Annotated in this window: 29 protein-coding genes, 2 tRNA genes and 1 pseudogene; 26 read left to right on the forward strand and 6 right to left on the reverse strand. The window is 67.3% G+C overall.

Features of this window, described 5'->3' with window-relative positions:
* Positions 1-163: 163 nt before the first annotated feature.
* Together BW982_RS17145 and BW982_RS17150 are read right to left on the reverse strand one after the other, a co-directional pair.
* Entirely contained in the window at positions 164-1,750 is a 1,587-nt protein-coding gene (locus BW982_RS17145; protein ID WP_076495431.1) for an HNH endonuclease, read from the reverse strand.
* Between the two features lie 379 nt (positions 1,751-2,129).
* Positions 2,130-3,887 carry a phytoene desaturase family protein gene (locus BW982_RS17150; protein ID WP_083696800.1) on the reverse strand — a complete coding sequence of 586 codons (1,758 nt, stop codon included), beginning with the start codon at positions 3,885-3,887 and terminating at the stop codon, positions 2,130-2,132.
* Positions 3,888-3,951: 64 nt separating this feature from the next.
* Here BW982_RS17150 and BW982_RS17155 point away from each other — a divergent pair, with 64 nt between their 5' ends.
* The 6 genes from BW982_RS17155 to BW982_RS17180 all read left to right on the forward strand — a co-directional run bounded on the left by BW982_RS17155 (position 3,952) and on the right by BW982_RS17180 (position 7,720).
* Positions 3,952-4,749 (forward strand): inositol monophosphatase family protein, encoded by a 798-nt coding sequence (locus BW982_RS17155; RefSeq protein ID WP_076495433.1) that lies wholly within the window; start codon positions 3,952-3,954, stop codon positions 4,747-4,749.
* Positions 4,750-5,014: 265 nt separating this feature from the next.
* The gene (locus BW982_RS17160; RefSeq protein WP_083696801.1) at positions 5,015-6,427 is read left to right on the forward strand and encodes a M23 family metallopeptidase; all 1,413 of its coding nucleotides are present in this window, start codon (positions 5,015-5,017) and stop codon (positions 6,425-6,427) included.
* Between the two features lie 55 nt (positions 6,428-6,482).
* Positions 6,483-6,554, forward strand: a tRNA-Thr gene (locus BW982_RS17165).
* 29 nt (positions 6,555-6,583) lie between these two features.
* Positions 6,584-6,657: transfer RNA gene (locus BW982_RS17170), tRNA-Met, on the forward strand.
* Positions 6,658-6,752: 95 nt separating this feature from the next.
* On the forward strand, positions 6,753-7,451 hold the full coding sequence (locus tag BW982_RS17175; protein ID WP_076495435.1) for a RelA/SpoT domain-containing protein: 699 nt from the start codon (positions 6,753-6,755) through the stop codon (positions 7,449-7,451).
* On the forward strand, positions 7,451-7,720 hold the full coding sequence (locus BW982_RS17180; RefSeq protein WP_076495436.1) for a hypothetical protein: 270 nt from the start codon (positions 7,451-7,453) through the stop codon (positions 7,718-7,720). Before BW982_RS17175 ends, BW982_RS17180 begins: the two co-directional genes overlap by 1 nt.
* 54 nt (positions 7,721-7,774) lie before the next feature.
* On the opposite strand, the gene xerC is transcribed toward BW982_RS17180, so the two are convergent.
* Both xerC and BW982_RS17190 read right to left on the reverse strand, forming a co-directional pair.
* Positions 7,775-8,971, reverse strand: a complete 1,197-nt coding sequence (gene xerC, locus BW982_RS17185) for a site-specific integrase (protein ID WP_083696802.1) — start codon at positions 8,969-8,971, stop codon at positions 7,775-7,777.
* Between the two features lie 2 nt (positions 8,972-8,973).
* Positions 8,974-9,531, reverse strand: a complete 558-nt coding sequence (locus tag BW982_RS17190) for a helix-turn-helix domain-containing protein (RefSeq protein ID WP_139327545.1) — start codon at positions 9,529-9,531, stop codon at positions 8,974-8,976.
* Between the two features lie 155 nt (positions 9,532-9,686).
* Here BW982_RS17190 and BW982_RS17195 point away from each other — a divergent pair, with 155 nt between their 5' ends.
* The 14 genes from BW982_RS17195 to BW982_RS17255 all read left to right on the forward strand — a co-directional run bounded on the left by BW982_RS17195 (position 9,687) and on the right by BW982_RS17255 (position 16,528).
* Entirely contained in the window at positions 9,687-9,860 is a 174-nt protein-coding gene (locus BW982_RS17195; RefSeq protein WP_254845645.1) for a helix-turn-helix domain-containing protein, read from the forward strand.
* Complete coding sequence (locus BW982_RS17200) at positions 9,857-10,471, forward strand: hypothetical protein (protein WP_076495439.1); 615 nt, start codon at positions 9,857-9,859, stop codon at positions 10,469-10,471. The genes BW982_RS17195 and BW982_RS17200 overlap by 4 nt, the downstream gene beginning before the upstream one ends.
* A gap of 316 nt (positions 10,472-10,787) precedes the next feature.
* Entirely contained in the window at positions 10,788-11,096 is a 309-nt protein-coding gene (locus BW982_RS17205) for a helix-turn-helix domain-containing protein (protein WP_076495441.1), read from the forward strand.
* 417 nt (positions 11,097-11,513) lie between these two features.
* A complete protein-coding gene (locus BW982_RS17210; protein WP_139327546.1) occupies positions 11,514-11,837 on the forward strand; it encodes a hypothetical protein in 324 nt (107 codons plus the stop codon).
* Positions 11,838-11,935: 98 nt separating this feature from the next.
* On the forward strand, positions 11,936-12,241 hold the full coding sequence (locus BW982_RS17215) for a hypothetical protein (protein WP_076495444.1): 306 nt from the start codon (positions 11,936-11,938) through the stop codon (positions 12,239-12,241).
* The gene (locus BW982_RS17220; protein ID WP_076495445.1) at positions 12,241-12,435 is read left to right on the forward strand and encodes a hypothetical protein; all 195 of its coding nucleotides are present in this window, start codon (positions 12,241-12,243) and stop codon (positions 12,433-12,435) included. Before BW982_RS17215 ends, BW982_RS17220 begins: the two co-directional genes overlap by 1 nt.
* Positions 12,432-13,277: a hypothetical protein gene (locus BW982_RS17225; protein WP_076495447.1), complete on the forward strand. Its 846-nt coding sequence runs from the start codon at positions 12,432-12,434 to the stop codon at positions 13,275-13,277. Before BW982_RS17220 ends, BW982_RS17225 begins: the two co-directional genes overlap by 4 nt.
* 184 nt (positions 13,278-13,461) lie before the next feature.
* The gene (locus BW982_RS18380) at positions 13,462-13,614 is read left to right on the forward strand and encodes a hypothetical protein (RefSeq protein WP_175611147.1); all 153 of its coding nucleotides are present in this window, start codon (positions 13,462-13,464) and stop codon (positions 13,612-13,614) included.
* Complete coding sequence (locus BW982_RS17230; RefSeq protein ID WP_076495448.1) at positions 13,607-13,981, forward strand: hypothetical protein; 375 nt, start codon at positions 13,607-13,609, stop codon at positions 13,979-13,981. Before BW982_RS18380 ends, BW982_RS17230 begins: the two co-directional genes overlap by 8 nt.
* Positions 13,982-14,299: 318 nt before the next feature.
* On the forward strand, positions 14,300-14,524 hold the full coding sequence (locus BW982_RS17235) for a hypothetical protein (protein WP_139327547.1): 225 nt from the start codon (positions 14,300-14,302) through the stop codon (positions 14,522-14,524).
* A gap of 49 nt (positions 14,525-14,573) precedes the next feature.
* Entirely contained in the window at positions 14,574-15,089 is a 516-nt protein-coding gene (locus tag BW982_RS17240; protein ID WP_139327548.1) for a hypothetical protein, read from the forward strand.
* Entirely contained in the window at positions 15,086-15,283 is a 198-nt protein-coding gene (locus BW982_RS17245; protein WP_076495453.1) for a hypothetical protein, read from the forward strand. The genes BW982_RS17240 and BW982_RS17245 overlap by 4 nt, the downstream gene beginning before the upstream one ends.
* A 122-nt stretch (positions 15,284-15,405) precedes the next feature.
* Positions 15,406-15,987 (forward strand): hypothetical protein, encoded by a 582-nt coding sequence (locus BW982_RS17250; RefSeq protein ID WP_139327549.1) that lies wholly within the window; start codon positions 15,406-15,408, stop codon positions 15,985-15,987.
* 58 nt (positions 15,988-16,045) lie between these two features.
* A complete protein-coding gene (locus BW982_RS17255) occupies positions 16,046-16,528 on the forward strand; it encodes a hypothetical protein (RefSeq protein ID WP_076495456.1) in 483 nt (160 codons plus the stop codon).
* 262 nt (positions 16,529-16,790) lie between these two features.
* Here the strand turns inward: BW982_RS17255 and BW982_RS17265 are convergent, their stop codons facing one another.
* Positions 16,791-18,329 carry a recombinase family protein gene (locus BW982_RS17265; protein ID WP_076495457.1) on the reverse strand — a complete coding sequence of 513 codons (1,539 nt, stop codon included), beginning with the start codon at positions 18,327-18,329 and terminating at the stop codon, positions 16,791-16,793.
* A 54-nt stretch (positions 18,330-18,383) separates the two neighbouring features.
* On the opposite strand from BW982_RS17265, the pseudogene BW982_RS17275 reads away from it, so the two are divergent.
* The 6 genes and pseudogenes from BW982_RS17275 (at position 18,384) to BW982_RS17300 (ending at position 23,502) form a co-directional block, all read left to right on the forward strand.
* Positions 18,384-19,621 (forward strand): annotated as a pseudogene (locus BW982_RS17275) (IS3 family transposase).
* Positions 19,622-20,139: 518 nt separating this feature from the next.
* Positions 20,140-20,487 (forward strand): hypothetical protein, encoded by a 348-nt coding sequence (locus BW982_RS17280; protein WP_083696804.1) that lies wholly within the window; start codon positions 20,140-20,142, stop codon positions 20,485-20,487.
* 171 nt (positions 20,488-20,658) lie between these two features.
* Positions 20,659-20,970, forward strand: a complete 312-nt coding sequence (locus BW982_RS17285) for a DUF3846 domain-containing protein (RefSeq protein WP_076495460.1) — start codon at positions 20,659-20,661, stop codon at positions 20,968-20,970.
* A 272-nt stretch (positions 20,971-21,242) separates the two neighbouring features.
* Entirely contained in the window at positions 21,243-22,193 is a 951-nt protein-coding gene (locus BW982_RS18040) for a hypothetical protein (protein ID WP_139327550.1), read from the forward strand.
* 64 nt (positions 22,194-22,257) lie between these two features.
* Positions 22,258-23,007 carry a hypothetical protein gene (locus BW982_RS17295; RefSeq protein WP_076495463.1) on the forward strand — a complete coding sequence of 250 codons (750 nt, stop codon included), beginning with the start codon at positions 22,258-22,260 and terminating at the stop codon, positions 23,005-23,007.
* A gap of 9 nt (positions 23,008-23,016) precedes the next feature.
* Entirely contained in the window at positions 23,017-23,502 is a 486-nt protein-coding gene (locus tag BW982_RS17300) for a hypothetical protein (protein ID WP_076495465.1), read from the forward strand.
* An 80-nt stretch (positions 23,503-23,582) separates the two neighbouring features.
* Here BW982_RS17300 and BW982_RS17305 read toward each other — a convergent pair whose 3' ends face one another.
* Positions 23,583-24,236, reverse strand: coding sequence for an AbiTii domain-containing protein (locus BW982_RS17305; RefSeq protein ID WP_076495467.1), 654 nt, complete (start codon positions 24,234-24,236; stop codon positions 23,583-23,585).
* Positions 24,237-24,348: the final 112 nt, after the last annotated feature.

Here is a 24,348-nt window from a genome sequence, read left to right on the forward strand (position 1 = left end):
GGATCAGAACCCCGGGGTGTCAGAACGGCCGTGGATCAGAACCCCGGTGGATCAGAACCCCGGGGTGTCAGAACGGCCGTGGATCAGAACCCCGGTGGATCAGAACCCCGGGGTGTCAGAACGGCCGTGGATCAGAACCCCGGGGTGTCAGAACGGCCGTGGATCAGAACGGCGGTGGATCGGCATCCGGCACGAACATCACCCGCGCGGGAACTCGTTCGCGATGCTCCTGACCGAGCGGGCTCTGGAACCGCAGCGTGCCGTCGCGTTCCTGCGTCACCGTCCATTCTGTCTCGGTCTTCAGGGTGTGGTGTCGCACGCAGAGGTGGCACAGGTTGTCGAGACGTGTGGGACCGCCCTCGTGGGCCTCATGGTTGTGGTCGATCTGGCATCGGGCGATCGGTGCGCGGCAACCGGGTGCACGGCAATGCCTGTCGCGGGCGGCGAGGAATCGGCGCTGGGATGTCGTCGGTGCGTATCGGTCGACCTCGAGCACGGAGCCGGTGACGGGATCGCACAGGAGGCGGTCCCAGCCCGGCGCACGCGCGGCCAAGTGTCGAGCGGTGTCGGGATCGATCGGGGTGAGGCCGTCGATGCTGGCGCCGCCGTCGGCGCGGCCGATGAGCGTCAGGGCGGGCACGGTGACCTGGACGTGTCCGCGGATCGCGCCCAGGCCGCCCGGGCAGACGGTGTCGTCGGTCGGGTCGATCGCGGGCGCCGCAGTGAGCAGCAGGTCGGCGCAAAGATCCGCCCCGATCTGCGCCAGGGTGCGAGTGTCCGACCAGGTGTCGTCTGAGGGAGCTGCGCTCACGACCGCCTGCGTCTCGGGGGCGGATCGAGCGGTCTCGGACATCGTGGCGGAGGTGTCCGCCTCGTGACTCGTGGTTTCCGCGTGCGCCACGACCTCGTGCCCCGCTGCCGCCTGCGTCACTGCCGCCTGCCCCGCTGCCGCCTGCCCCGCTGCCGCCTGCTCCGCTGCCGCCTGCGCCACTGCCGCCTGCGCCACTGCATCGTGTCCCGGGACTTCGGTTCCCTGCGCCTCGGCCTCCTTCGGCAAATCTCGCTGCTCGTCCCCTCCATCGGCCGCGATCGCTGCCGCGCGAATGGCCGCAGCCTGCCGTCGCAGTCGATCGCGGATGCCGTAGGCCACCGTTGCGGGGAGGATCACGCTCAGCTCGGCCATGCCGTCCGCCAGGTCGCGAACGCTCACACCGCGCGCCGCTGCGGCGCGCGCGTGACGCGCGGTCATGCCGATCGGGTGGACGCTCTCCGCGAGCTCTCGTCCGAAGGCCTTCACTCTGCCGGGGGAGTCGTGCTCAGCCCTGGTGAGGACGACCTGCTCCCACCCGGCGCGAGTCGCATCGTCGTCGAGGACGATGCCCGTCTCGAGGATGGCCTGCGCGTGCCGCACGCCGATGCGTCCCTCGGCCAGGGCATCCACCGTTGCGGCGAACTTCTCGGTCAGGGTGTGAGCATCGGACAGCTCTTTCTGCACCGTGAGGTCGTGGCTGTGCGTCGCGACGGCGACCTCGAGCGCAAGTGAGCGGATCGGCATCTCCCGTTCGCGGGTGGTGCGGGAGCGGGAGCGCGCGACCTCGTCGAGCGCGATCCGGAGCGCTTCTGCCCGGAGCCTGACGAGCGCGGCATGAACGCGTGCTGCCCGGACCGACTCGTCGCGGATCGCCGCGACGAGCTCCCGCAGCCGATCGTCGTCAGTCGACGACGGTTGCGGGATGGGGATCGGGGGCATGGGTCAAGAGTAGAACGGATGTTCGAACAAGTGGGGTGATGTCACCCGGAGAAGTGCAGACAATCACCCGGGTTGCGGGCCCCCTTCGGCCCGGTCGTCGGCGAGCCGACGTCTGCGTCACGGATTCCCCGGCGGCACGCCCGGTGACCAACTCGCGCCGCCCCCAAGAGAACGCGACCCGCCGAGCGGCCGACCGCCGCCCCGAAAGGCGAGACCCGCCGAGCGGCCGACCGCCGCCCCGAAAGGCGAGACCCGCCGGGCGGCCGACCGCCGCCCCGAAAGGCGAGACCCGCCGGGCGGCCGATCCCCGCCCCCGAAAGGCGAGACTCGCCGCGACGCCAATCCCCGCCCGGTCCGGAGTGGCGGACCCGCCGGCCCCCTATCCCCGCCCCAGGATCTCTAGTGCCGCCATCGCCGCGTTCTGCCCTCCGATGCCGCTCACGGCGCCGCCGCGGCGAGCCGACGAACCGCAGACCAGGATGCGGCTGTGCTCGGTCTCGACGCCCCACCGCTCGGCAGCCCCGAGCTGATCCGAAACCGCAGCGCCACCGCCCGGAACGCCCCCGCCACCACCCGCCGCCGTCGCACCAGCGCCACCGCCCGGAACGCCCCCGCCGCCATCCGCCTCGGCACCCGCAACATCCCCGCCACCACCTGACGCCGCCGCACCAGCGCCACCCGAACCGACCTGCGGGTCGCCGGGGTCGCCGTCGAGCCACGGCCAGGACAACCCGCCGTGGAAGATGTCGCCGCCGATCATCCCGAGCGAGCGTTCGAGATCTGTCGTGGTGCGCGCTTCGATGCACAGGCGTCCGTCGGGGGCTGCCATGATGCAGTCGCGCAGGGGCTCGGCGAGCACCGAATCCAGCGACTGCTGCGCGGCGGCGAGCAGTTTCGCGCCGGCGGCGACGGGGTCTTCCTCTTCGATGAGTCGGTGCGGAACCTGGAGGCCGAACAGCGTGAGCGTCTGCGCCCCGCTCGCCCGCAGGTCGTCGCCGAGGATGGTCGGATCGGTGAGCGAGTGGCAGTAGATCTCGGCCGGGAGGGGCGAGGGCACGAGCCCGGCCGCTGCGGCGGCGTAGGCGGCATCCAGCTGGGTCATGGTCTCGTTGACGTGGAACGTTCCGGCGAACGCGGCCTCGGGCGAGACGGACGTGTCCTTGAGCCGGGGCAGCCGCGACAGCAGCATGTTCACCTTGATCTGCGCGCCCTCGGGCCGGGGCGCCGTCGTCGGGGCCCCACCGGCGGTGAGGAGCCGCGCGAGGACGGCGCGACCGACGCCGCTGAGCACGACGTCGCCGATGAACGCCTCGGTCCGGTCGGACACCGCGCGCACCTCGCCTGACGGCGACACCGCGACCACGTCGACACCCGTGCGGATCTCGGCACCCGCTTCGCGGGCCGCCCGTTCGAGCTCGGCCGTGACCGCGCCCATGCCGCCGACGGGAACGTCCCAGTGGCCGGTCTCGCCGCCGATGACGTGGTACAGGAAGCAGCGATTCTGTGCGAGCGACGCGTCGTCGGACGACGCGAACGTCCCGATGAGTCCATCGGTCAAGGCGATTCCCCGCGCGAGGTCGCTCTCGAGCGACGCGCGCAGCAGTTCGCCCAGGGGGCGTCGGGTGACGGCTTCCCACAGCTCGTCGTCGCCCACGCGCGCGCGCACCTCGTCGGCCGTGGGCAGCGGCTCGGTCATCGTCGGGAACACCGCGCGTCCGAGCGGGGCGAGCCGCTCGCCGAACGCCGCGAACCGCTCGGCCTCGCCGGGGTCGCCGAGCGTCCGGGTGAAGGAGGTGGCGGTCGCCTCGGCATCCTGGGTGTCGATCAGGATGCCACGGGTCGGATCGGCGGGATCCGGTGTGTAGGAGGAGTACCGGCGTCGCCGCAGCTCGATGTGCAGGTCGAGGTCGTCGATGATCTTCTGCGGCAGCAGGCTGACGAGGTACGAGTAGCGCGACAGGCGCGCGTCCACCCCCGGCCAGGGGCGTTCGGAGACGGCGGCGCCGCCGACGGCATCCTGTCTCTCGAGGATCACCACCGAGCGGCCGGCGCGGGCGAGGTACGCCGCCGCGACGAGGGCGTTGTGCCCACCGCCGACGATGACGACGTCGTATCGAGTGGTCTCCGGGGGGTTCATGTCCCCACGCTAGCGACGGTCGCCGACATCGCCCAGAGGGTGGCATCCCAGTACCGTGGATGCCATGACATCTGCCGCAGACCTGCTCGAGATCGCCACTCGCATCGCGCGGGAGGCCGGCGACCTGGCCGCGCGGCGGCGGCGCGAAGGACTCGAGGTCGCGACGAAGTCGGTCGCGGCCGACATCGTCACCGCGGCCGACAAGGAGGTCGAGGCGTTCGTCCGCGCCGAGTTGGAGCGGGAGCGCCCCGAAGACGGCTTCTACGGCGAGGAGTCCGACGCGCGGGAGAGCCGCAGCGGCATCACGTGGGTCGTCGATCCGATCGACGGCACGGTGAACTACGCCTACGGGATCCCGGCCTGGGCGGTCAGCATCGCCGCGGTGGAGGGATCCGCAGACCCCGCCACCTGGAGCGCCGTCGCCGGGGTCGTCTACAACCCGGTCTCGGGCGAGATGTTCCGCGGGTCCCGCGGCGGGGGCGCGTGGCTCGGAGAGACCCGCCTCTCGGTCACGGCCGATGTCGGACCCGCCGGCGGCCTGGTCGCCACCGGGTTCGGATACGACCCCGCCACGCACGCGCCGACCCTCGAGCGGCTCGCCCGCGTGATGCCGGTCGCGCGGGACATCCGCCGCATCGGCGCCGCGTCGCTCGACCTGGCATCCGTCGCCGCCGGGCGGATGGATGCCTACTACGAGAAGGGCACGAACCCGTGGGATCACGCCGCGGGGGTGCTGCTCGTGGAAGAGGCGGGCGGCAGGGTCGGCGGCGCGCCGGGCGGGCGTCCGGGCAAGGGCATGGTCATCGCGGCGGGCCCCGGGTTCTACCCGCGGCTGGAGGAGATCCTCGAACCGGAGCTGTGAATCTCGGAGCCGCTCATGGCATTCCCAGTGATGCCGGGTTAGGGTAGTTACCTGTTCGTTATTTTCGCGACCCGAACCTGCGGAAATGGCAGAAGCCCGAAAGCCCGAAGCCGTCGCGCCTGCGACATGAACCGAGAGCCCCCGCGCGTTGCCGTCAGAAGCCCCCGAGACTGAGCCCGCCCGCACGCGGCGATCCAGTCGTCCCTCCGCCACGCCCGTCGCCGCCGAGTTGACGCGTGCCGAGCGGCGTCGTCGCACCTCCGAGGTGGTCGCCGAAGACTCGGCCCCCGAGTCGGTCGCACTCGATCCGGCCCCCGTCGACGCGGAGCACGCGTCGCAGCCCGAGATCGTCGAGCAGGTCGCGGCCGCCGTCGTCGAGACGGTGATCGCCGCCACGATCCAGCCGACCCTGCCCGCTCCGCGTCGTCGATCGTCGCGTGCCGCTGCGAGCTCCGCCACCCCCGAGGTGACGGAGGCCGAAGCGATCGCGACGACCGAGACCGCGGCATCTGATGCCCTCGAGGTGGCCGTCGTCGATGAGCGTCGCTCCGACGACGAGGTCGCTGTCATCCTGCAGAGCTCCGATGCGGCCGAGGCGACCACGCCCGTCACGCTCCCGACGTCGCCGATCACCCTCCCGGTGTCGCGTCGCAGCCGCCGTCGTCCCGTCGCCGCCGAGTCTCCCGAGCCCGTCGCGGCCCCCGAGGCCGCCGAGCGGCCGGCGGTCGTCGACGAGCCCGCCGCCGACGAGCCCGCGCCCCGCTCATCGGCCCCCGCGGACGAGATCGCCGACGAGTTCGAAGCCGCCGCGCGCCTGTTCTCGTTCACGGGCGAGAACGCCGTCCAGCGTCCCGCGGCCGAGCCGGTCGCCGAGGCTTCGCGTCCGGTCACCCAGGGCCTGCCCGTGGATGCCGCGCCCCGCCGCCGCAGCGGACGCCGGGTGGCTGCGGCCTCCTTCTCCGTCGGCGTCATGGGGCTGGTCGGACTTCTGACGGTCGGGATGACGATGCCCGTCAGCGCCCTCGCGTCCGCGAACGGAACGGCCAACGTCGCCGCTCCGGCAGCGGTCGCCACCCAGAACCTCGCCGTCGGCGGCGGAGACGTCGAGGGCGGTTCGATCCAGGCGTATGTCGCTCCGGCGCAGTCGCAGTCCGCGATCGTCGACCGTGCCGACGGGTACTCCGCGGCCACCTACGCCCAGGTCGCCGCCGACACCGGCATCAAGAACCCGAGCGACTTCTACGTCAACGACACCTCTGCGGCCATTCAGTGGCCGTTCGCCGTGGGCGTGGGCATCACCTACGGCTTCGGCATGCGCGACGGTGTCATGCACGAGGGGGCGGACTTCGTCCCGGGCGAGGGCGCCCCGATCCAGGCGATCGCCGACGGCGTGGTCCGCGAGGCGACCGAGGCCGGCGGCGGCTACGGCGTCGTGGTCGTCATCGACCACAAGATCGACGGACAGCTCGTCTCGAGCCGCTACGCCCACATGCTGTACGGCTCGCTGCAGGTCAAGGCAGGCGACACCGTCCACGTCGGCCAGGTCATCGGCCACACGGGCAACACCGGTCACTCGTTCGGTGCCCACACGCACTTCGAGATCCTCATGAACGGGACGGTCGCCATCGACCCGATCGTCTGGCTCCGCGCGAACGCCGGACGCCACTCGCTCGATTAGAAGAGGCCGCCAAGCTCTGATATTCTCTTCTAGTTGCCCGGAGCGATCCGGGTACGCCCCGATAGCTCAGTGGCAGAGCACTTCCATGGTAAGGAAGGGGTCGTCAGTTCAATCCTGACTCGGGGCTCAGAGCATCTCCTTCGCGGGATGCCACGCGGCGGGGTAGCTCAGTTGGTGAGAGCGCACGACTCATAATCGTGAGGTCGCGGGTTCAAGCCCCGCTCCCGCTACCGCAACCCCCGGAATCTCCCTGATTCTGGGGGTTATACGTGTAGATCGAGGGTACGCAACCCCGCACAAACCCCGCAGATTCGGGAGGTGAGTCATGGAGAGCATCAGCATCACAAAGTCGCAGGTCGACAAAGCCGGTTCGCGCATGCGCAAGGCGTTGCGGGGCGAGCCTGTGACTCACGAGCAACTTCAGCACGCCGTTAGCGTGATCGATGCCTTCCGCGCGGCCCACCAGTATCCGCTCGCCAAGGCGAACAACGGCCTTCGGTCCATGATCCAGACCGAGAAGTGCAAGAGCGAGGTGTCGCAGCGCACGAAGCGTTTCATGACCATCATCGACAAGCTCGAGCGTGAGCCGACGCTGGCGCTCTCGAAGATGCAGGACATCGGTGGATGCCGCGCCATTCTCGACAGCGTCGACGAGATCCGGCGTGTCGAAGCTCGTCTCAAACGCCGTCGCCCCGTGGCTGGATACAGCGACTACATCTCGGCGCCGCGGGAATCGGGGTACCGTGGCGTGCACGTAGTCGTCGAGTACGACGCCCGATGCATCGAGATCCAGCTTCGAACGCCGTTGATGCATCTGTGGGCCATCACGGTCGAGCGGCAGTCCACGGCGGTGGGAGAGAACCTCAAGCAGGACGGAACTCACGCCGTGCAGAGGTTCATGGCAGCTATGTCCGAGGCGATGGCCCTCGATGAGGCTGGAAATCAGATCCCACAGGGGTTACTTCAGCACATCCAAGACCTTAGAATCCAAGCACAACCCTACCTCCCGAAAGGAAGCGTCTGATGGCCGCGATCCAGCACTTCATTCTTGTGTTCGATCACCAGCAGGGTCGTCTCGTTACCGAACCCCTCATGTTTGGCGACGACAGCAAGAGCGCGCTCGTTCGATACTCCGAGCTGGAGCGCACTCATCGCGACAACTCGAACATGGACATCGTCCTCGTCGGCTCGGATTCGATCGAGACCGTCAAGGTGACCCACGCGAACTACTTCGACGGCACTGCTGCGTTCTCGAAGTACCTCGCGAACATCGAGGCACATCGCTCCGCCTGATCCACTGACCAACGCAGAGCCCTCTCCGATGAGTCGGAGGGGGCTCTTGTGTGTCTAGGGTCGGAGCAACCCGTCGATCGCGTCGGCAGCTCGACTGCCCCCGACCGTTTTGGACATGTACGTCCCCATCGTCAGCGACGGGTCCGCGTGTCCGAGGTACTCCGCGATGTCGCGAGGCGTGAGGCCTGCCTGATCGAGCACCGTCGCCACGGTCTTCCGGAAGCTGTGGAACGTGTAGTCGGCGATCCCGAGCCGAGTGCGGGCGAGAGCCCAGTCCCGGGCGGTGTTGCGTGGGTCGCGAAGGTTCCCGAGCACGGTCGGGAACACGAGCCCGTGCGAGTTCGGTCCGCCGCGGACGCGCCGGTCACCGAGGATGCCGAGGACGCTCCCGGGGAGGCGGATGCGGCGGGTGCCGGCGTCCGTCTTCGTGTGAGTCTGCCGGATTACGCCTCGGCCGGTGGCGCGCACCGCGTTCGCGCGGATCGTGGCGGTGCCAGCCTCAAGGTCGACGTCTTCCCAGGCGAGCGCGCACGCTTCGCTGATCCGGACTCCGGTGCCCGCGACGAACTCGACCAGGTCGACTAGGTCGATCGCCTTCGCGCGATCGTCAGCGCGGAGCTTCGCGAGGATCCCGGCGAGGTCTGCGAGCGGTATCGGGGTCGCGCCTTTCGCTTTCTGCTCGAGCGGTGCCAGCTCTCGCACGGGGTTGGTGCGCACGGCGTCGGCCCTCGTGGCGAGCCCCAGCATGCCCGACAGTACCGACCGGACGGTCTTCGCGGTCCCGACCCCCACCTCGGCCGTGATCGTGTCCAGGAAGCGCTGCAGCCTGTCCGGGGTGGCCTCGCTCACCGCCAGGTCACCGATCCGCGGGGTGATGATCTTCCGAACGGCGCGCCCGTACGTCTCGACGGTGCGCGGTGCGCGGCCGGCCTTCGCGGCAAGGAACCGCTCACCGAGATCCCGCAGCCGGGTCTCCCGCTTCACGTCGGCAGCGGTCGATGCCTGGACGCTCTTGAGGGCTTCCTTGAGCGCGTTCTCCGCCTTTGCCGGGGACTCCGCAAACCGTTCGATCTGCCGCAGCTTCCCGTCTTCGAACCGATATCGGGTGCGGGCGCGCCACAGTCCGTGTTTCCGGCGATCTGCGTCCGGTATGACGTGCAGCCTCCTGCGGCCGCCTGCGCCGTCGTCGTACGCGACTGCTTGGACGGAGATAGCTCCGTAGCTACTCAGGGGGGTCCGAGGTCTAGCCATCCTCAGTCCAGATTCACGCTTTGGCTTCGCTCACCATAAGGTCCGGCCGACAGATAGCGGGTCCACGGACCCGCTCCGGTCACTGCCGAGACGACTTCCGGGCGCAGGGGGATGAACGGCGCCGCGACGGCCGTCACGTGGGTGGCTGGGTCGGCTCGCAACCACTTGGCGAACTCACCGCCATCATCGGGAGTCTCTGCCAGCTCGCCGCGACCGTGCAACTCGTCGAGGGCTGAGGCAAGAGCGAATTGTGCATCGTAGAACGCAAGCGAGGCGTCGAGTAGCTCGTCAGCGGCCCGGTTCATCTTGCCCAGGGCTGCAGACATGACGGCGCTCGCCGGTCGTTCGATCAAGTCCTCAATCTGCTCAAGGCCGAGTATGCCCACCAGGCTCTCCGCCTCCGCGAGCTTCAGACCGCGCTCGCCTTTCTCGACTGCGGCCACCGTTGGCTGCGACCACTTCCAGCCTTCGTCTCTCATGGAGGCGGCAAGGGCTGCCTGCGACATCCCTCCTCGGAGGGCCGCCAGGTTCTTTCCGATCCGCCGGTCTGCACTCGCCACGCGTCGACACTACCGAATTTTTTGAACCCTCCTAGAAATTCCTGATTAACCATGTACTATCAGATTCCTCGCAGGGAGTGCGAAATAGATGATGGGAGCGATTGGTGACACGGATTCAGCAAGACCAGCTACCGGAGCTGGCGACTCGTAAGCAGGTGGCGGAGTTCACGCAGACGTCCGTTCCGACGTTGGCTCGATGGGCGTCCGAGGGCGACAAGGGTCCGAGGTTCATCCGTCTCGGCGGCAGCGGGGCGAGTGGGGGAGCGGTGCGCTATCGCCGCGAAGACGTTCTCGCCTGGCTAGCTTCGCTCAGCGAGACGACGCGATGACAACGAAGAAAGCCCCCGCCGGCCAGGGCGAGGGCGAAGACCAGAACCAGTCAGGAACGATCATGCACGACTTTACCCAGGACCCTGACTTCCGTCGAGGGCACGCGGGCGTCAAGGCGTGGGCGCACGAGTACGCCGACTCTCTCGCCGCCATCCAGGCGCGGGTGCGAGCGCACGCCGACTGGGCCGCGGCGGCCGCCGACGCCTCGAAGATCGGGTTGAGCGAGCAGCAGGTCGTCGACGAGGTCGTGAAGAAGTGGGGGTGGCGGCCGCCGGCATACCCGCGGGAGCTGTGGCCGTCGTGGGCCGTCGAGTGCGAAGTCAGCGAGATGGTCGCGTGGGACGCCTTGGTGTCGTTCCGGGCGCCGTCGCACGGTGAGCGCGAAGCGCTTACGGGCGTTTCGGTGGAGTGCATCTACACCGTTGTGGTCAGCGAGCAACCCGGCCTCGCGGTCGGCGACTACTTCGAGGGCCAGCCGTACATCTGGTCCAGCGCGCTCGGCGATGCTCTCGACCTCGACGTAGCGATCGCTATGCGCGGGAACCTCGAAGCCGCCACGGCCGAGTTGGTTCGCATCGCCGAGCGCGATGCTCGGACGGTGATGCCGTGATGTCCGTGCCGAAGCCGGAGACGATGTCGCAGGCACGCACGTTCGACAGGGTCGTCCGGCTTGCGGAAGCGGCGGGGCTGTGCGCGACGTGCGCCCCGCAGCTCGGTTGGGCGGCGCAGGCAGGCGGTGGCGGGTTCTCTTCGGTGAAGCAGCCGTGTGCCGCGTGCACGGTCGTGATGCTCGGGTGGCCCGTTCAGCGGCCGAACGGATGGCGCACGCCGCGCGGGACCCTGTCAGCACCTGCGACATGGGCTGAGTTCACACCCACGGGGCGCACAGCATCGCCCGTGACCGATCCCGGGGAGGTCTGAGCGGTGTGGCACGCATCACAACGCGATGGCTCGCCCAAGGTGGGCTGCGAAAACTCGGCCTCTCAACACACGAAGGGTGGGTGCTCGTGGCCCTCGTTGAGCGCGCAGACAGGGACGGGATCGCCTGGCCCTCGCAGTACACGATCGCCACTGATCTCGGTATCGCCCGCTCGACAGTGCAGCTCGCGCTCGCGCGTCTCGTCGAGGTTGGCGCGATCGTCGAGCACGAGCCGGGGCGTCAGGGGCGGTCGGCTCGCTATCGGATCGCCGCTCAACTGGACCGACGCGCGGGCCAGTTGGCGGCGGTCAACTAGACCGAATGACGGGGCTAGTTGGTGTTCGGCAACTAGCCCGAGAGACGGTCACGAAGTAAGAACTACTCACGTTCGCCGCTCTGCCGTGGCTGTGCGCGCCCTCCCGGGCGCTCGCCGCTCGCTCCGCTCGCTGTGCGTGTTCATCGACCATCCGATCAACACCTCATCCACCATCGGCCGGCTTGCCGGTCGATGCCCCTGCGGCGAGCAGGCTCAACGCGAGATCACCAAGGGGACGCGGCAGCGTCACGGCCGTCACGTTCCGGCGTGCTCCCGGTCTTGCCGCCTCCCGGCGGCGCTGGCTGGGGATGACGAGCAGGAGCGGGGATGGGTGTCGTCGCTGGCTGTCCGTGGCCGACGTGGAATAGCCGTGTGGCGCTTCCCGGGGCGGGTCCAGGGCGCCCGGGGGTTCGCGTCGTGAGCGGTCGGTCGGAGGTCTCGCTCGCTTCGGAGGCGGCTCGCCGTCGGATCGAGTTGCGGGAGGCGCGTGCGGCGTTGGAGGAGGCGAATCTGATGCTTCTGGGGGTGTTCCTTCGGGATCGGTTGAGGGATCCGCGGGACTTCGACTTCGTTGGCGGGCTGGCGGCTGTTCTCGACAGGCGTGGGGCGATCGTGTGGACGCGGGTCGACGAGCTGCTGACCGCGCTGCTTCAGGATCGGCCCCATCTCGCCGCGCCGGAAGAGCCTGGTCCGCTTCGGCGCGGGGTGTCGGCGCTAGAGTTCTTCACGGCGGAGACGTGACGGGCCAGGGGCCGGCGTTCTTCAGCTAGGAGCCCCGGGGGCAACGCGTGACAGGCCAGGGGCCGGCGCGGTCGTCGATCAGACACCGGGAGGCTCCCATGGCCCTCAGCCCTCTTCTCTCCCCGCTCTACCCGAGCCAGGCGCGTGCGCGCGCCGCGGCCCGCGCGCCCCGTAACGACGTCGCGTCGTCGCGGAAGAAGGTCACTGACCGTCTCGGTCTGCCCGCGGACGCTCCCAACGACCAGGTGCTCGCCGCGTTCGATACCGCTCGCGCGGGGGCATCGGCCGCCGCTTCGTCTGAGGCCGCGGGGCTCGCTCAGCGCGCGTGGGGCGAGAAGCCCGCCGCAGCCGCGTCGTCGGCGACCGCGTCGCGGAGCGACCTGTACCGGAAGGCGTGGGGCTGATGGGCCACACGAACCCGTACATCCAGGGCCGCTTTCGATATCGCGTCGTCGCGCCGGTCGTCGTCGCGCGGCTCACCGCCGGCGGCGACAAGTACGTCTACCGTCACGCGCTCCTCCCGGACGCCACCGAACAGAGCCAGATCGAGCACCTCCTCGAACTGGGCATGATCGAGAAGCTGGCGGTGGGCGCGTGATCACCACCGCTGGTCTCTACGAGTTCGCATCCCGCTGTGCTGTGGTCGGGGTCGACGTCCCCGAAGCGCTGCGCCGAGGTCTCGAGCTGATCCAGGTCGCGAACGAGCATGCCGAGATGCCGGGACCTGACGACGTCCTCGCGCTCTCCGACGAGCAGCTGCGTGAGCGTGTCGAGGCGATCTCCATCCGCTGGCACGTCACCGAGGGGCTCGGCGGGAACGGCCTGAAAGTCGGGCAGCTCAAGGTCACGGACGAGCTGACTCAGGCGATCGCCCGTGAGGTGGTGCCCGAGCTGGACAGTATCGTCGAGTCGCTGCAGCCGCGCTTCGACGAGCTCGCCGCGCCGCTCGTCGCGGCCGCACGGGAATACGGCTTCACGTTCGACACGACGTCGGATGATGTCATCGAGCTGGTCGACGAGGGCGCGGCTACGGCATGGCGGGCAGTGCGCCGCGCGTGGTCTGCTCTCGCACCCCTGGTCACCTTCCGGACGTCGATGTCGAAGCTCTTCGATCTCGGCCCCACCATGGACGACGTCCGGGCGCACTTCTTCCCCCGATCCCCGGGCATGACCACTCCGAACTTCTCGGTCCTCTTCGCGGCCGGAGACAACTGGTCGATCGCCACCGGCTACTACGTCGAGGGCAAGACCCGCGGTCACCTCGATTGGCTGGCCCTCGCTCGAGACGGCATCCAGCTGAACACGCCGACCGTCGTCGAGGCGAAGCTCAACTCGCGCCGGCAGGTCCGTCTCCCGGCGCCCGAGGCTACGTCGCAGCCGTTGGGCGTCCGGCGTGCGGTCCGCGCGGGCCAGGCCTACCCGTCGGTCCCATCGGACTGAGTCCATGACTGCGACCGTGTTGCCCGCCCGCCGTCCTTTCCCGGTTGGGGCCGACACGGATCGCTGGGTGGTGAGGACCGGTCACCCCGCTTCGGCGGGGACTCACCACCCCACTGAGGGGTCGACGCTTGGGCGGGGTCGACCCCCTTCCTCATATCCACATTCACCCCTGGGAGACGCTGACATGGCTGACGCGCCCGAGATCACCTTCCACACCACCGACGCCGAGGTCCGCGCTGCCTGGCGCTCGCTCTGCCAGAACGGCGGCTACAGCCTTTATGTCGACTCGGATGGCGCCCTGCACGCGCTGCGACTGGGGGTGCCCGGCGATGTCTGAGCACTACGAGTTCGAGTATCGCGGTGCCGGCCTCAAGGCCGACATCGACGTCGACAGCATGCCGACCACCACGAACGCGCCGAACCTCCGTGTCATCGAGGGCTCGTGGCCGACGTGGCGGCTCGAGATCACGCGCCCGGAAGGGCTGCCACCTGAGGCGCGACAGTTCCGGTGCGTCGACCCATCGGACCCGTCTGCCGCGCACCCGCACGGAAACCTCACCACCGCGGAGAGCGCGTCTGACCTCGACGCTCTCATGATCCGTGAGGACGGCTACCTGCGCCGTGTCGCGGCCGGTGAGGCGGCCCTGTGGCCGTGGCGAGACCAGGCGCACCGCGACGCGTTCCACACCCGGCTCAACAGCTGAGCAGACGCCTCGTCGCAAGCTCACGCCCCCGACCCGAACCGCCAGAAAATCCAGAGACCCCGACCTGCTGCCAGCCTCCCGCGCGGTCCTGGCGCGTTTCCCCCCGCTCGAATTGCGAGCGTGACTCGGATTCACTCTCACTCGAATTGAGGTCTGAACGTGGCCCGTCCGAAGTCTCCTTGCGGCACCTACCCCGCGTATCAGCGTCATCTGCGCGAGGGCACGCCGGTAGATGCGGCGTGCCGGCAGGCGCAGCAGGGTCATGACGCGGGTCGTGGTCGAGTGCTGCGGCGGCCGCGCGTGACGACCGTGGCCCCGGTGACGAGTCTCCAGAGCGTGCCCGTGGTCGACGACTTCCAGCGTCGCCGGGAGGACGCGAGATCCGCATTCCTCGAGAAGGCACGCGCGATGACGTCGGCCGCCGCGGCAGGCGACCTCGACGACCTGAATCTGTACGAGGTCATCGACCGCGCTGCGGAGCTTGACGTGGTCCTGGACGAATGGTGCGGGGTCGAGGACGAATACGAGCGCCAGCGGGGTTGAGGCATCCGGATCGACGCCGATGTCGGAGGCCCGCTGTACCGTGCTCGCCATGACCGAACTCACGATGAAACCCTCTGACCACGTCTACTACGGCATCAACTCCCTGCGCGGCTGGGACGAGGCCCTCGGCACCGCACACGGCTGGGGAGGGAACCGCGCCCGCAACGTCGGCCGGCTGCTTTCCGGCATCATCGTCGCCGGCGGCGAGGACCGCACACCCGTCGCCATGGCGGGACAGCTCGACGACAACGGCACCGGAAACCTCGCCGTGCTCTACGCCGACGTGATCGTGATCGCCACGGCCGCCACCATCCTGTCCGACGACGGGACGACGGCAATCTCCGTGCACCCGCTGAGCGCCGTCGGCAGCCTCGGCGTGAAGGCCCTCCACAACTACTACGACGGCACGAAGAGCTACGAACGTCACAACCAGCTCGAGGTCATCGTCACCGTCGAGGGGACCGAGTTCACCTTCACCCGGCGCGGCTACAACAGCAGCGAGCTCACCGACGACAACGCCGTGAAGAAGGCGCTAGACACCCTCCGCGCACACCTGGCGCAATGAGCGACGACGCACCCGTCCGCCAGGCGTACGACCTAGGCATGGACCACGCCGACGACGACCACGCGGGCGCGCCGAACGTTCGCCTGCACACCGGCCGTGACATCGCCCGTGCGCTTGGCTTCACGGCCACCACGGGGGAGCATCTTGTGGGGCTTCGCGAGGCGTACAACGACGGCTGGCGAGACTGGGCCTGACCCACAGGAGCCCCCGCCTCGGGTGAGGGGGGTCGAACGCGCCGTGGGCGACGCTGTGCGCCGATCTGACGCCGACCACGAAGGGTCACCGGTGAGACACCTCCGCGATCTACCGTGCGCTGGTGATGATCGAGCCAGAGACCGTCTGGATGAGCCGTGAGGAAGCCGCAGCGATAGCACCGGGACTCAACCGCGGGAAGCTCCACGCTCTGCGCGTGGACCGCGTCGGTCCGGCCGCCCGCGTCCTCAGCGACGGGGAGGTGCTGTACGACGAGCTGGCGTTCCGACGCTGGCTGGAATCGACCGTCGACCACGACTGGGTGCATGGGCCGTTCGGCGCGCACCGACCGCCGGCGACGAAAGCCCGGGCGTACACGTACGACGACGCGCGTCTCGACGAGTTGAGAGCCCGGACCTACATCTCGAAAGAGCAGCTGCTCGCGTTGGTGCCCGGGATGCTCGCATCGAACGCCGCCGAGCTGCGGGCCGGCGGTGTCGGCCCCCGGTTCCTACGCCCGACACCGAGGTCGGTCGTCTACGTCGCTGAGGAGGCGCTGTGGTGGGCAGAGCGGATCCCGGGCTACTCCGGGCGGTTCGAGCGCGGCGCCGAACGCGACGGCACGGAACGGCAGCAGCTCACACCGCCGGTCGCCGTGCGTCGGCCGCTAACCGTCATCGAGCTGGCGCGCATCGGCCATGCGTAGCCGCAGCAAACCGATGTCGGGGGTCGCAGATACTCTCGCACCGACGAAGGGATGCCAGATGAATGAGGACGAGACCTGGACCGATCGCGACGACGCCGCGGTCGTCGCCGAGGGGATGCCGCCGCAGAGCCCTGTGAGATGCGCCGACGCCTTCATGCAAACCCTCCTCGTCGAGGGGGACGACGCGGACCGGGCGTTGGAGTCGCTCGTCACCCCGGAGAGCCTTCATCTGTGGGCCGGATTCGGTGACGCACGCCGCTGGGCGGCAGCTGTCTCGGTGCGGCTGAGCACGACGGCCTGGTACGGGCGCGGTGCCCCGGACGTCGCCTACGTCAAGCTAGTTCCGGAGGACGGACGCCCCTGGGTTGTAGCGGAAGCACGAGACGACGACGCGCTCGCCTGGATCTCTCTCGTGTGGCGCCCCGAGATCACCGAGCGCGGACCTCTCGCGAGCTGGCGCGTCCACAGCATCGGCTTGCCGATCGACCCCGAGGAACTGCCCCGCACTGCGATCGGCGTAGACCCGCGGCAGCTCAGTTGACCGCTCGCCCAGCTCGAAGCGCCCGCATCCGTTGCTGGTGGACAGGGCTCTGCACCAGGTGAAGCCGGAGGTGCTTGAGGAGGATGTCCTCTCGCACGACGCGCGTTCGTTGCCCTTCGATCGTCTGCCAGCCCATCGGCATGCCCCACTGTCGCCAGCAGCGGATCGTGCGCTCGGACCGGCCGACTCGCTTCGCCGCGGTCCGGTAGGTGTGCCACTTCACTGCCGCCATGACGACCATGATGCGACACCCGTAAACCCCTCATCTACCCCGCGGAATGCTCGATACACCGCGATATCCGATGCGTGGGCGTTCCCTTTCTCTGCCTGGGATACGGCATCCGCTGATATCCCGCACAAACCCGCGATCGTGGGGGAGACCCAATCGTGAGGTCGCGGGTTCAAGCCCCGCTCCCGCTACCAAAGTAGTTTTACTCGAACAAATGACCTTGAGATAAAGGTTCGCTCGTTCGGCAGAAGAAGCGTCGGAGATTTCTCCGGCGCTTTTTTCGTTGGTTGTCACGGAGAGCGCGGCGTGGTGCACCGCTGCGGGGAGCGGCTGCAGTTCATGAGCGGCGGTCACGAGGTGACCGTCGTCGTCGACCCAGATCCGCTGGAAGAAGGCAGCGATCAGCTTGCGCTTGACGGAGCCGGGCACAGACGTGAAGAGGGCGTCGGGTCGAGCCATGAGGTCGAGGTAGCTGAGCACCATCTGGGTACGCTGCTCAAGAGACTCGTTTGTGGTCTCGAGGCTGGCGCGCACCTCGTGCTTCTTGATCTGCAAGTCCCTCAGGCGGGCTCGGAGCTTGTCAGTTGCCAAAGCGCCCTCTGCCGCGAGATCCACCAAGCGTTCCTCCTGGACGTCGAGCCTCTTGAGCTCCTTCTGCAAACGACCCCGTTGCTGGGCCTGATCCGCGAGTACCCGTTCGAGGGCGGCGCCGACTTCTTTCTTGGCGGTGGCTATGCCGTCGGGGGAGAGGATGACTGTCCGGAACTCGCGCTGGAGCGCACGCTCGAGTTCGGCAACAGGAAGGTACGGCAGATCGCAGAGGCCGTCTTGGCGTCCGCGGCAAAGGAAGTACTCATAGATCTCGCCCGCGTGGTTCTTGGCTTCAGCGAATATGAGGCGATGTTCCCGCCCTGCCGCGTGGCATCGTCCGCAGTGAAGCAGGCCGCGAGCGAAGTGATTGTGAACGCGGTCGCGCTGTCCCCTCTTTACTCGAGCGTCGATCACCTGCTGGACCCGGTCGAACAGCTCCGGTGTGATGAGTGGTTCATGGCGTCCCGGGTAGACATGGCCTTTGAAGGTCACCATGCCGATGTAGTACGGGTCGCGGAGAATCTGCCCCAGCTGACTCCGCGACAACGGACGCTCCGGCCACTTCGACGACTTCCGGGTTGTGAGCCCCTGCTCGGCGAGGAGAGCAGACAGCTTGGTCGTGCTGTAGTCGCCGCTGGCGTACTGCTCAAAGGCCCAGCGGATAAGCGGGGCGCGGGCTTCGTCGATGCCGATGGTGTTGACGAGTCGGCCGTCGAAGTCCTTTCGGTCGTTGATATAGCCGAGCTTGGCGCGGCCGACGGTGCCGCCGTTCTTGGCCTTGTTGAGCAGCTTCTGCTTGATGTCCTCCCCGCTCTGACGGACCTGGACCTCGTTCATGATGTCGGTAACGGCTTCCATGGCCTCCGCCATGTAGCCGTCACCGAAATCTTCCTTAGCCGAGATGAGTTTGACGCCCATGCCGGCCAGGATGCGTTTGGTGATCGCGGCGTCGCCAGCGTTTCGGAAGGCACGCGAACGCATGTAGATTGAATCGGCCTGACTTTCGTTCCGTTCTTCAAGCAAGGATGGAAGACGATGAACAGGAAGTACTCGCCGGAGATGCGTGAGTGGGCGCTCAGGATGCTCGCGGAGACGCGGCCGTCGCACCCGACGATGATGAGCGCCGCGCGGCATGTGGCTGGGCTGCTGGGGATGAGTCCGGAGACGCTGCGGTTGTGGCAGCGGCAGGCGGAAGTCGACGCGGGCGCCAAACCCGGGCTGACAACGGACGCGGCGGCGGAGATCAAGCGGCTGCAGAAGGAGAACGCCGAGCTGCGGAAGGCGAACGAGATCCTCAAGGCTGCGAGCGTGTTTTTCGCGAAGGAGCTCGACCGCCCCTGACCGAGATGATCCGGTTCATCAGTGAATAGCGGAATCGTTTCGGGGTCGAGCTCATCTGCCGCGTCCTCCGACCGGCAGTCCAGGGGTTCCTGACCTCCCGCGGCTACCGCGCCGCCGTCGCCCGGACCCCGTCAGCGCGGCGGTTGCGGGATGAGCTGCTCGTGCCGGAGGTCGCGCGGCTGCACGCCGAGAACTACGGCGTCTACGGGCGACGGAAGATGCATGCGCTGATGCGCCGGCAAGGGTGGGACGTCGGCCGCGACCAGACCGAGAGGCTTATGCGTCTCGCGGGTGTCCGGGGCGTGAGGAAGTCGAAGCGGGTGTTCACGACGCGCTCGGACAAGACGATGGCGCTTCCTGCCGATCTCGTAAACAGGCGCTTCACCGCGCCGGCGCCGAGACGGCTCTGGGTCTGCGACGTGACCTACGTCGCGACCTGGTCCGGCTTCGCGTATGTCGCGTTCGTCACCGACGTCTACTCGAGACGCATCGTGGGATGGAACGTCGCCGCCACGCTCAAGGCCGAGATCCTGCCGCTGCAGGCGCTCGACATGGCTGCGTGGGGCGCCGGCGGCAGGCTCGACGGGCTGATCCATCACGCGGACCACGGATCGAACTACACCGCGATGGTCTACACCGACCGGATCGTCGAACTCGGCGCCATCCCCTCGACGGGAACTGTTGGCGACTCGTTTGACAACGCGATGGCCGAGGCCGTGAACAACCTCTACAAGACCGAGCTCATCCGCCAGCGAGGCCCCTGGCGAACCGTCGAGCAGGTGGAGCTGGCAACGCTCGAATACGTGTGGTGGTGGAACAACGAGCGCCTCCACGGAGAGCTCGACATGCGCACCCCGATCGAGGTCGAGAACGCGTACTACGCTGACCTCGAATCAGCCAATCCGGCTCCTGCCGGACAAGGCTCCCGATAGGAACCAAAGTCAGGCCGATTCACTCACAGGCGGAGAGACCGCCTCCACCGTGGCCCCCGTCGCGACGCCGTCCGAGGTAGTCTCCACGGATGCATCTGGCGATGCCTGCGACGCAGTGGCTGCGAACACGGGCGATGACGACATCGACAGAAGCAGTGTGACAGCTGCGACCATTGCGCTGGCGCGATACGACATTCTCATTTCTTGCCCCCCTGTTGATGCTGCAACCTCGGTCGAGGGCGCAGCGATCGCAGTCTGCCGGAGACACCAAACGCAAACTAGGCAGAATGCGAAGAGTTCATCTTGGGGAAACGTTCCCTCGCCGTGGCCCCTCACCAGGCGAGTTGCAGGTCGGTATCCGATCGGACAGTTGGCACCTTCCGCATTCCGTCGTTCACTAGAGCCAGCGGGTGCTGCAGTTCAGCCCTGGCATCCGCGCCACCCCTCGTTGCCGGTCTGCGGTCTCCGAGAGAACCACCTGAGTTCTCGGCCGCACCCGTCAAGGAGGTGACCCGCTCATGAGCGAGTCCAACGTCAACACCCCGCCCGCCTCGGCTGCGTCCGCCAACGGACTCGGCTACGGCCCGATCAAACCCCTTGCGGTCAGACTCAACGAGTCCACTCGCACCCAGCTGGACATCATCGCCCAGCTCAACGACCGGACTGTCACCGACGAAGTCCGCCTCGCCATCGAAGCCTGGATCGACAAGACCAAAGCCGACCCGGCTATCCAACGTCGCGCGAAAGATGTACGTGACGAGATCGAACGCGAGGCAGCGGGCAAACGCGACGCCATCGCCGCTATCTTCGACTCGCGCACCGAGCCGAAGGCACCGCGCACGCCGCCGAAGCCCCAGGCGACCTGACGGCTCCACTTCACGGGCGGTCGGCTTGAGCGATGTCCCACCAGGACGCTTGCTCGCCGGCCGCCCCGCCTCACCCTCGCCCCTCGTGATGAGTGCTGCTCGTTTGTGCTCTGCGACTCCACGAGAACCACCTCCGGTTCCCGGTCGCACGCACAAAGGAGGAACACCACCATGGTGCAGGGCATCATCATCCCGGCAGACAACACCGCACCCCTGAGGGCCGCCATATTGGATTCGCTCGAGGACTACCAGCGAGCCGTCGGCGGCTGGATCGAAGCAGTCGACATCCCCGACCTCGGCGTCACGATCTACGTCAACGAGGAAGGACTCATCCGCGACCTGCCGTTCAACCGGCGCGCCACGTTCCTATGGCGCTTCCACGTCCCGCAGGCCCGCGACGCCCGCCTCGTCGGCGACATCGTGGTTGTTGGACTGGCCGACGACGACGGCGAGAACACGGAGCTACCAGAGGATCTTCGGTGACGTCTCATCGAACCTGGCGTCTATCGAGTCCGGACACGCGAACTCGGCAGAAACCAACGGCACGAGGAGCCGATCGACCGTGACGACTACCTCGAAACGGTGGTCTGGGCGGCGCTGTTGCAGGAGATGTCGCCTGCTCTGGAGGTGCGGATCAAGCACGTCGGCGCCATCGACGAGGAGAGCAACGAGCCTTGACGAGGGCGGTGGTCACTTACGCCACCGCCCATCTTCATGGTCGGCGATCGACCACTGCTGATCACTAGGGTCGGAGTGTGAGTAACGGTGAGACTGTCGAGACCGGCATCGCGTGGCACTACACAACCAGCGCTGGCTTGCGCGGAATCATCGAGGCGAACGCCCTACGGGCGAGTTCTGCTGCGTTCATGAACGATGCGAACGAGATGCGCACAGGCGTCGGAGCGCTCCGCTCGACCTACGATCGGATCAAGTCGTCGCTGACGAAAGCTGAATGCGACGAGATTGAGCGAGGTAGCTTCTTGCAGGATTCCGTGGTGGATAAGTGGTATCTCGTCTCCGCTTCGACTAGCCGGGACCTGCTGACTCTGTGGAGGTCATATGGCGCGGGAGCGTCGTACGCCATCGGATTCGACGCAGCCGTCAAGCTCCATCCCATCGAACACATTGCTGGTGAAGCGAATCCATCACCACCTCCCGGTTTCTATGACGACGCTTACGAAGAAATCGACGGTCGTCCTGTGCGTCTGTATAACCCAGACGGCGTCGGCGTCTTTGGTGGATCCTGGCGCACGGTCGCCTATGTAGACCCGAAGGGTGAAAAGAGCCACGAAGAGGAGGTACGCACCTTTGCGAAGCGAGGGGCGACGGCAGCGGAGAGCGATAGCTTCCTGATCGACTTGGGAGTGTTCGCCGAGAGCGATGTCAACTACGAGAAGGATCTCGCGTTCGTAGACGAACGCGAAACCCGAATCGTCGTAGAAGTCACCCCGTCGTGGAAATTCGTGCAATACCGTGAAAGCCGATTCGGGATAGTGCCATTCGTCGAGTTGGGAAGCGGCGCCGTCCATGCCGGAATCGGCCGCTACGTACCACGTGGCGCTAGGGAGCCACTTCCGATTCGAGAAGTCATGATCGGACCCAGCCCACTTGACTCACGTGCAGCTGAACGCGCGCTACGGCAGTTCCTTGACGATCGGGGGTACGGCGAGGTCGCAATCTCTCGCTCCGAGACGCCTTTCCGCTGAGAAAGTGACGCGGCGCGGCACCTTGGACTGAGGACGCGTCGCGCCGTTCTGTCATACTGCGCGGATGGGGATTGAGCTACTCGTCAGCGTTGTCGGAATCATCATCGCGACCGTCATATCGGTGTGGACGTACCGCAAGATGAATCCAAAGCGACAACTCCGCTATCGGATCGAGGCATCACCTCTTCTCGCGGCGGGAGCTGGAGCGGGAGACCGGCTCACGATCGCGCTCGAAGGCCGGCCTGTCACCGCGCCGCAGATCGTCACACTCAGCCTGTGGTCGTCAGGAAGAGCAGACATCGCATCGAGTGCGTTCGACGCCGACATCTCACTGACATTCGATCTCGGTACCTCCATCGTCGAGGAGATCCCCACCGCCACCGACGCCGGACCGCGGCTCGAAGTCGTTTATCCCGACAAAGTCGTGCTCCGGCCGGCGCTCATCCACCGGAAGTTCCAGTCCACCGTCCGCGTCATCGTCGATGGAACGCCGAACATTCAGGTTAATCGGGTGTTGCCCGACATTGATGTGCTGCGAGACGGTTTCAGTGAGACGACGCGCGCCATCGAGACCTCGAGGAAGCGGATCAAGGTGACACCGCTTCTCGTCTGGACAGGGCTGCTTCTCGCCGGTACCGCAGGGCTCGTCGTGAGCTTTGTGATGTCCGGCTTCGACAGACAGGCGTACCTTCCCGTCGGTGGCATCAGCATGCTCATCATGATGATTGCGCTGGTGGGCATCATCGTGGTTGGCATCTACCGCTTCTTCCGCTGGGTGGGCCGGAACATCGAAGCCCGATCCGGGCTGCGGTAGGAGGCCTCGATGGAGTGGGTGGCCGCCGCCATCGCCTTTGTGTCTGCGGTAGCGGCCCTCTGGCAGGCGCTCGAAGCGCGCCGTGCCCGGCGAAGCGCACAGTCCGCTGCCCTCGATGCAGGAAGTCACGAGGCGCGCGCAGCGGCAGCGGCCGAGAGGATGGCGGCCGTACTCGAAGAGCAGAACCAGCGGGAACGCGAGAACCGCAATCGGTACGAGAACCCTTGGACAATCACAACCGAGAGCTACAACTCCGGCATCGCCGTTTCATATCGACTGGGCGGGACGGAAGCCATCACCGACGTCAAGGTGGGCAAGACTGTTGAGCGGGAGCGCGTTGAGTCCAGGGATGCCATCCCCAATCCCATGCGTCCTGGCCAATCATTCACCATGACGTGGTCTCAGACCTACGCCTCCGTTCGTCAGCTCGACCTTGTCGTGTCCTGGACGAGGCCCAACGGCGAGCGTCACGAGTTTCCCTTCACGCTGCCGTAGGGGGATTCGCGGCATTGGGAGATCAACGGGCCACTGATCAGCACCGCGACGGCTCCCGGAACCGGGCCTCCCGTGATCGGTCAACCGAACGCACCGTTCATCGCGAGATCGGTGAGGGCTGATACAGCAGCGCTCGTCGCACTCGAGACAGCGGCGATGCCGAGTTTGTCCGCGACCTCGCGGAGTTTGCCGGCGCGTTTGACGATCTCGCCCGTTTCGGGATCAGGCTTCGAGATGACCTCGTGGAGCGCGGTGACAGCCGCTTCGACATCTGTGGTGTCGGTATCGGTGGTCTGGGCGGCCGCTCTCACGGCGTCGAGAAGTGGGAGGATATCGCTGACATTCAAGCCCGCGGAGGCGGTTGCTCCGGAACCGATTGCAGTGGGGCCGGACGGATGCACGACCGTTGTCGTGTACACGTCGCCGAGATGACCGACGCGTTGGTGCAGGGCGGCGTCGACGTCCTCTCGTCGGGGCAGCTCCGTCAGCGGTGTGGTGACGGTCAGATCAGCGATAACGTCGACGAGCTTCGTACGGATCTGCCCGAGGAGACCCGAGATAGACGTCCCCGAGAGAATGTAGGACATATTCACAATGGACTGAAACGGTCCCAGTTCTCGGTCCCACACGGTTTGCGCGGCCGTAAGCCCGGGCGGTTTGAAGCGCAGCGACTTCTCCTGTGCTTGGCGCTCGAGCTCTTCGATCGGCTGGGTCAGGTACAGCAACTCGGGCACATACTCCTGGGCCGCTTGGAGCCTGCCCCGGTTTCTCGGACGGTTCTTGTGTGTTGATCATGCCGCGGTTGCGGCGGGGATGTGAAGTCGTTCGAACTCCACGGGGCTGAGG

Origin of the sequence: Microbacterium sp. RURRCA19A, from assembly GCF_900156455.1 — a bacterium.
Lineage (GTDB): Bacteria > Actinomycetota > Actinomycetes > Actinomycetales > Microbacteriaceae > Microbacterium.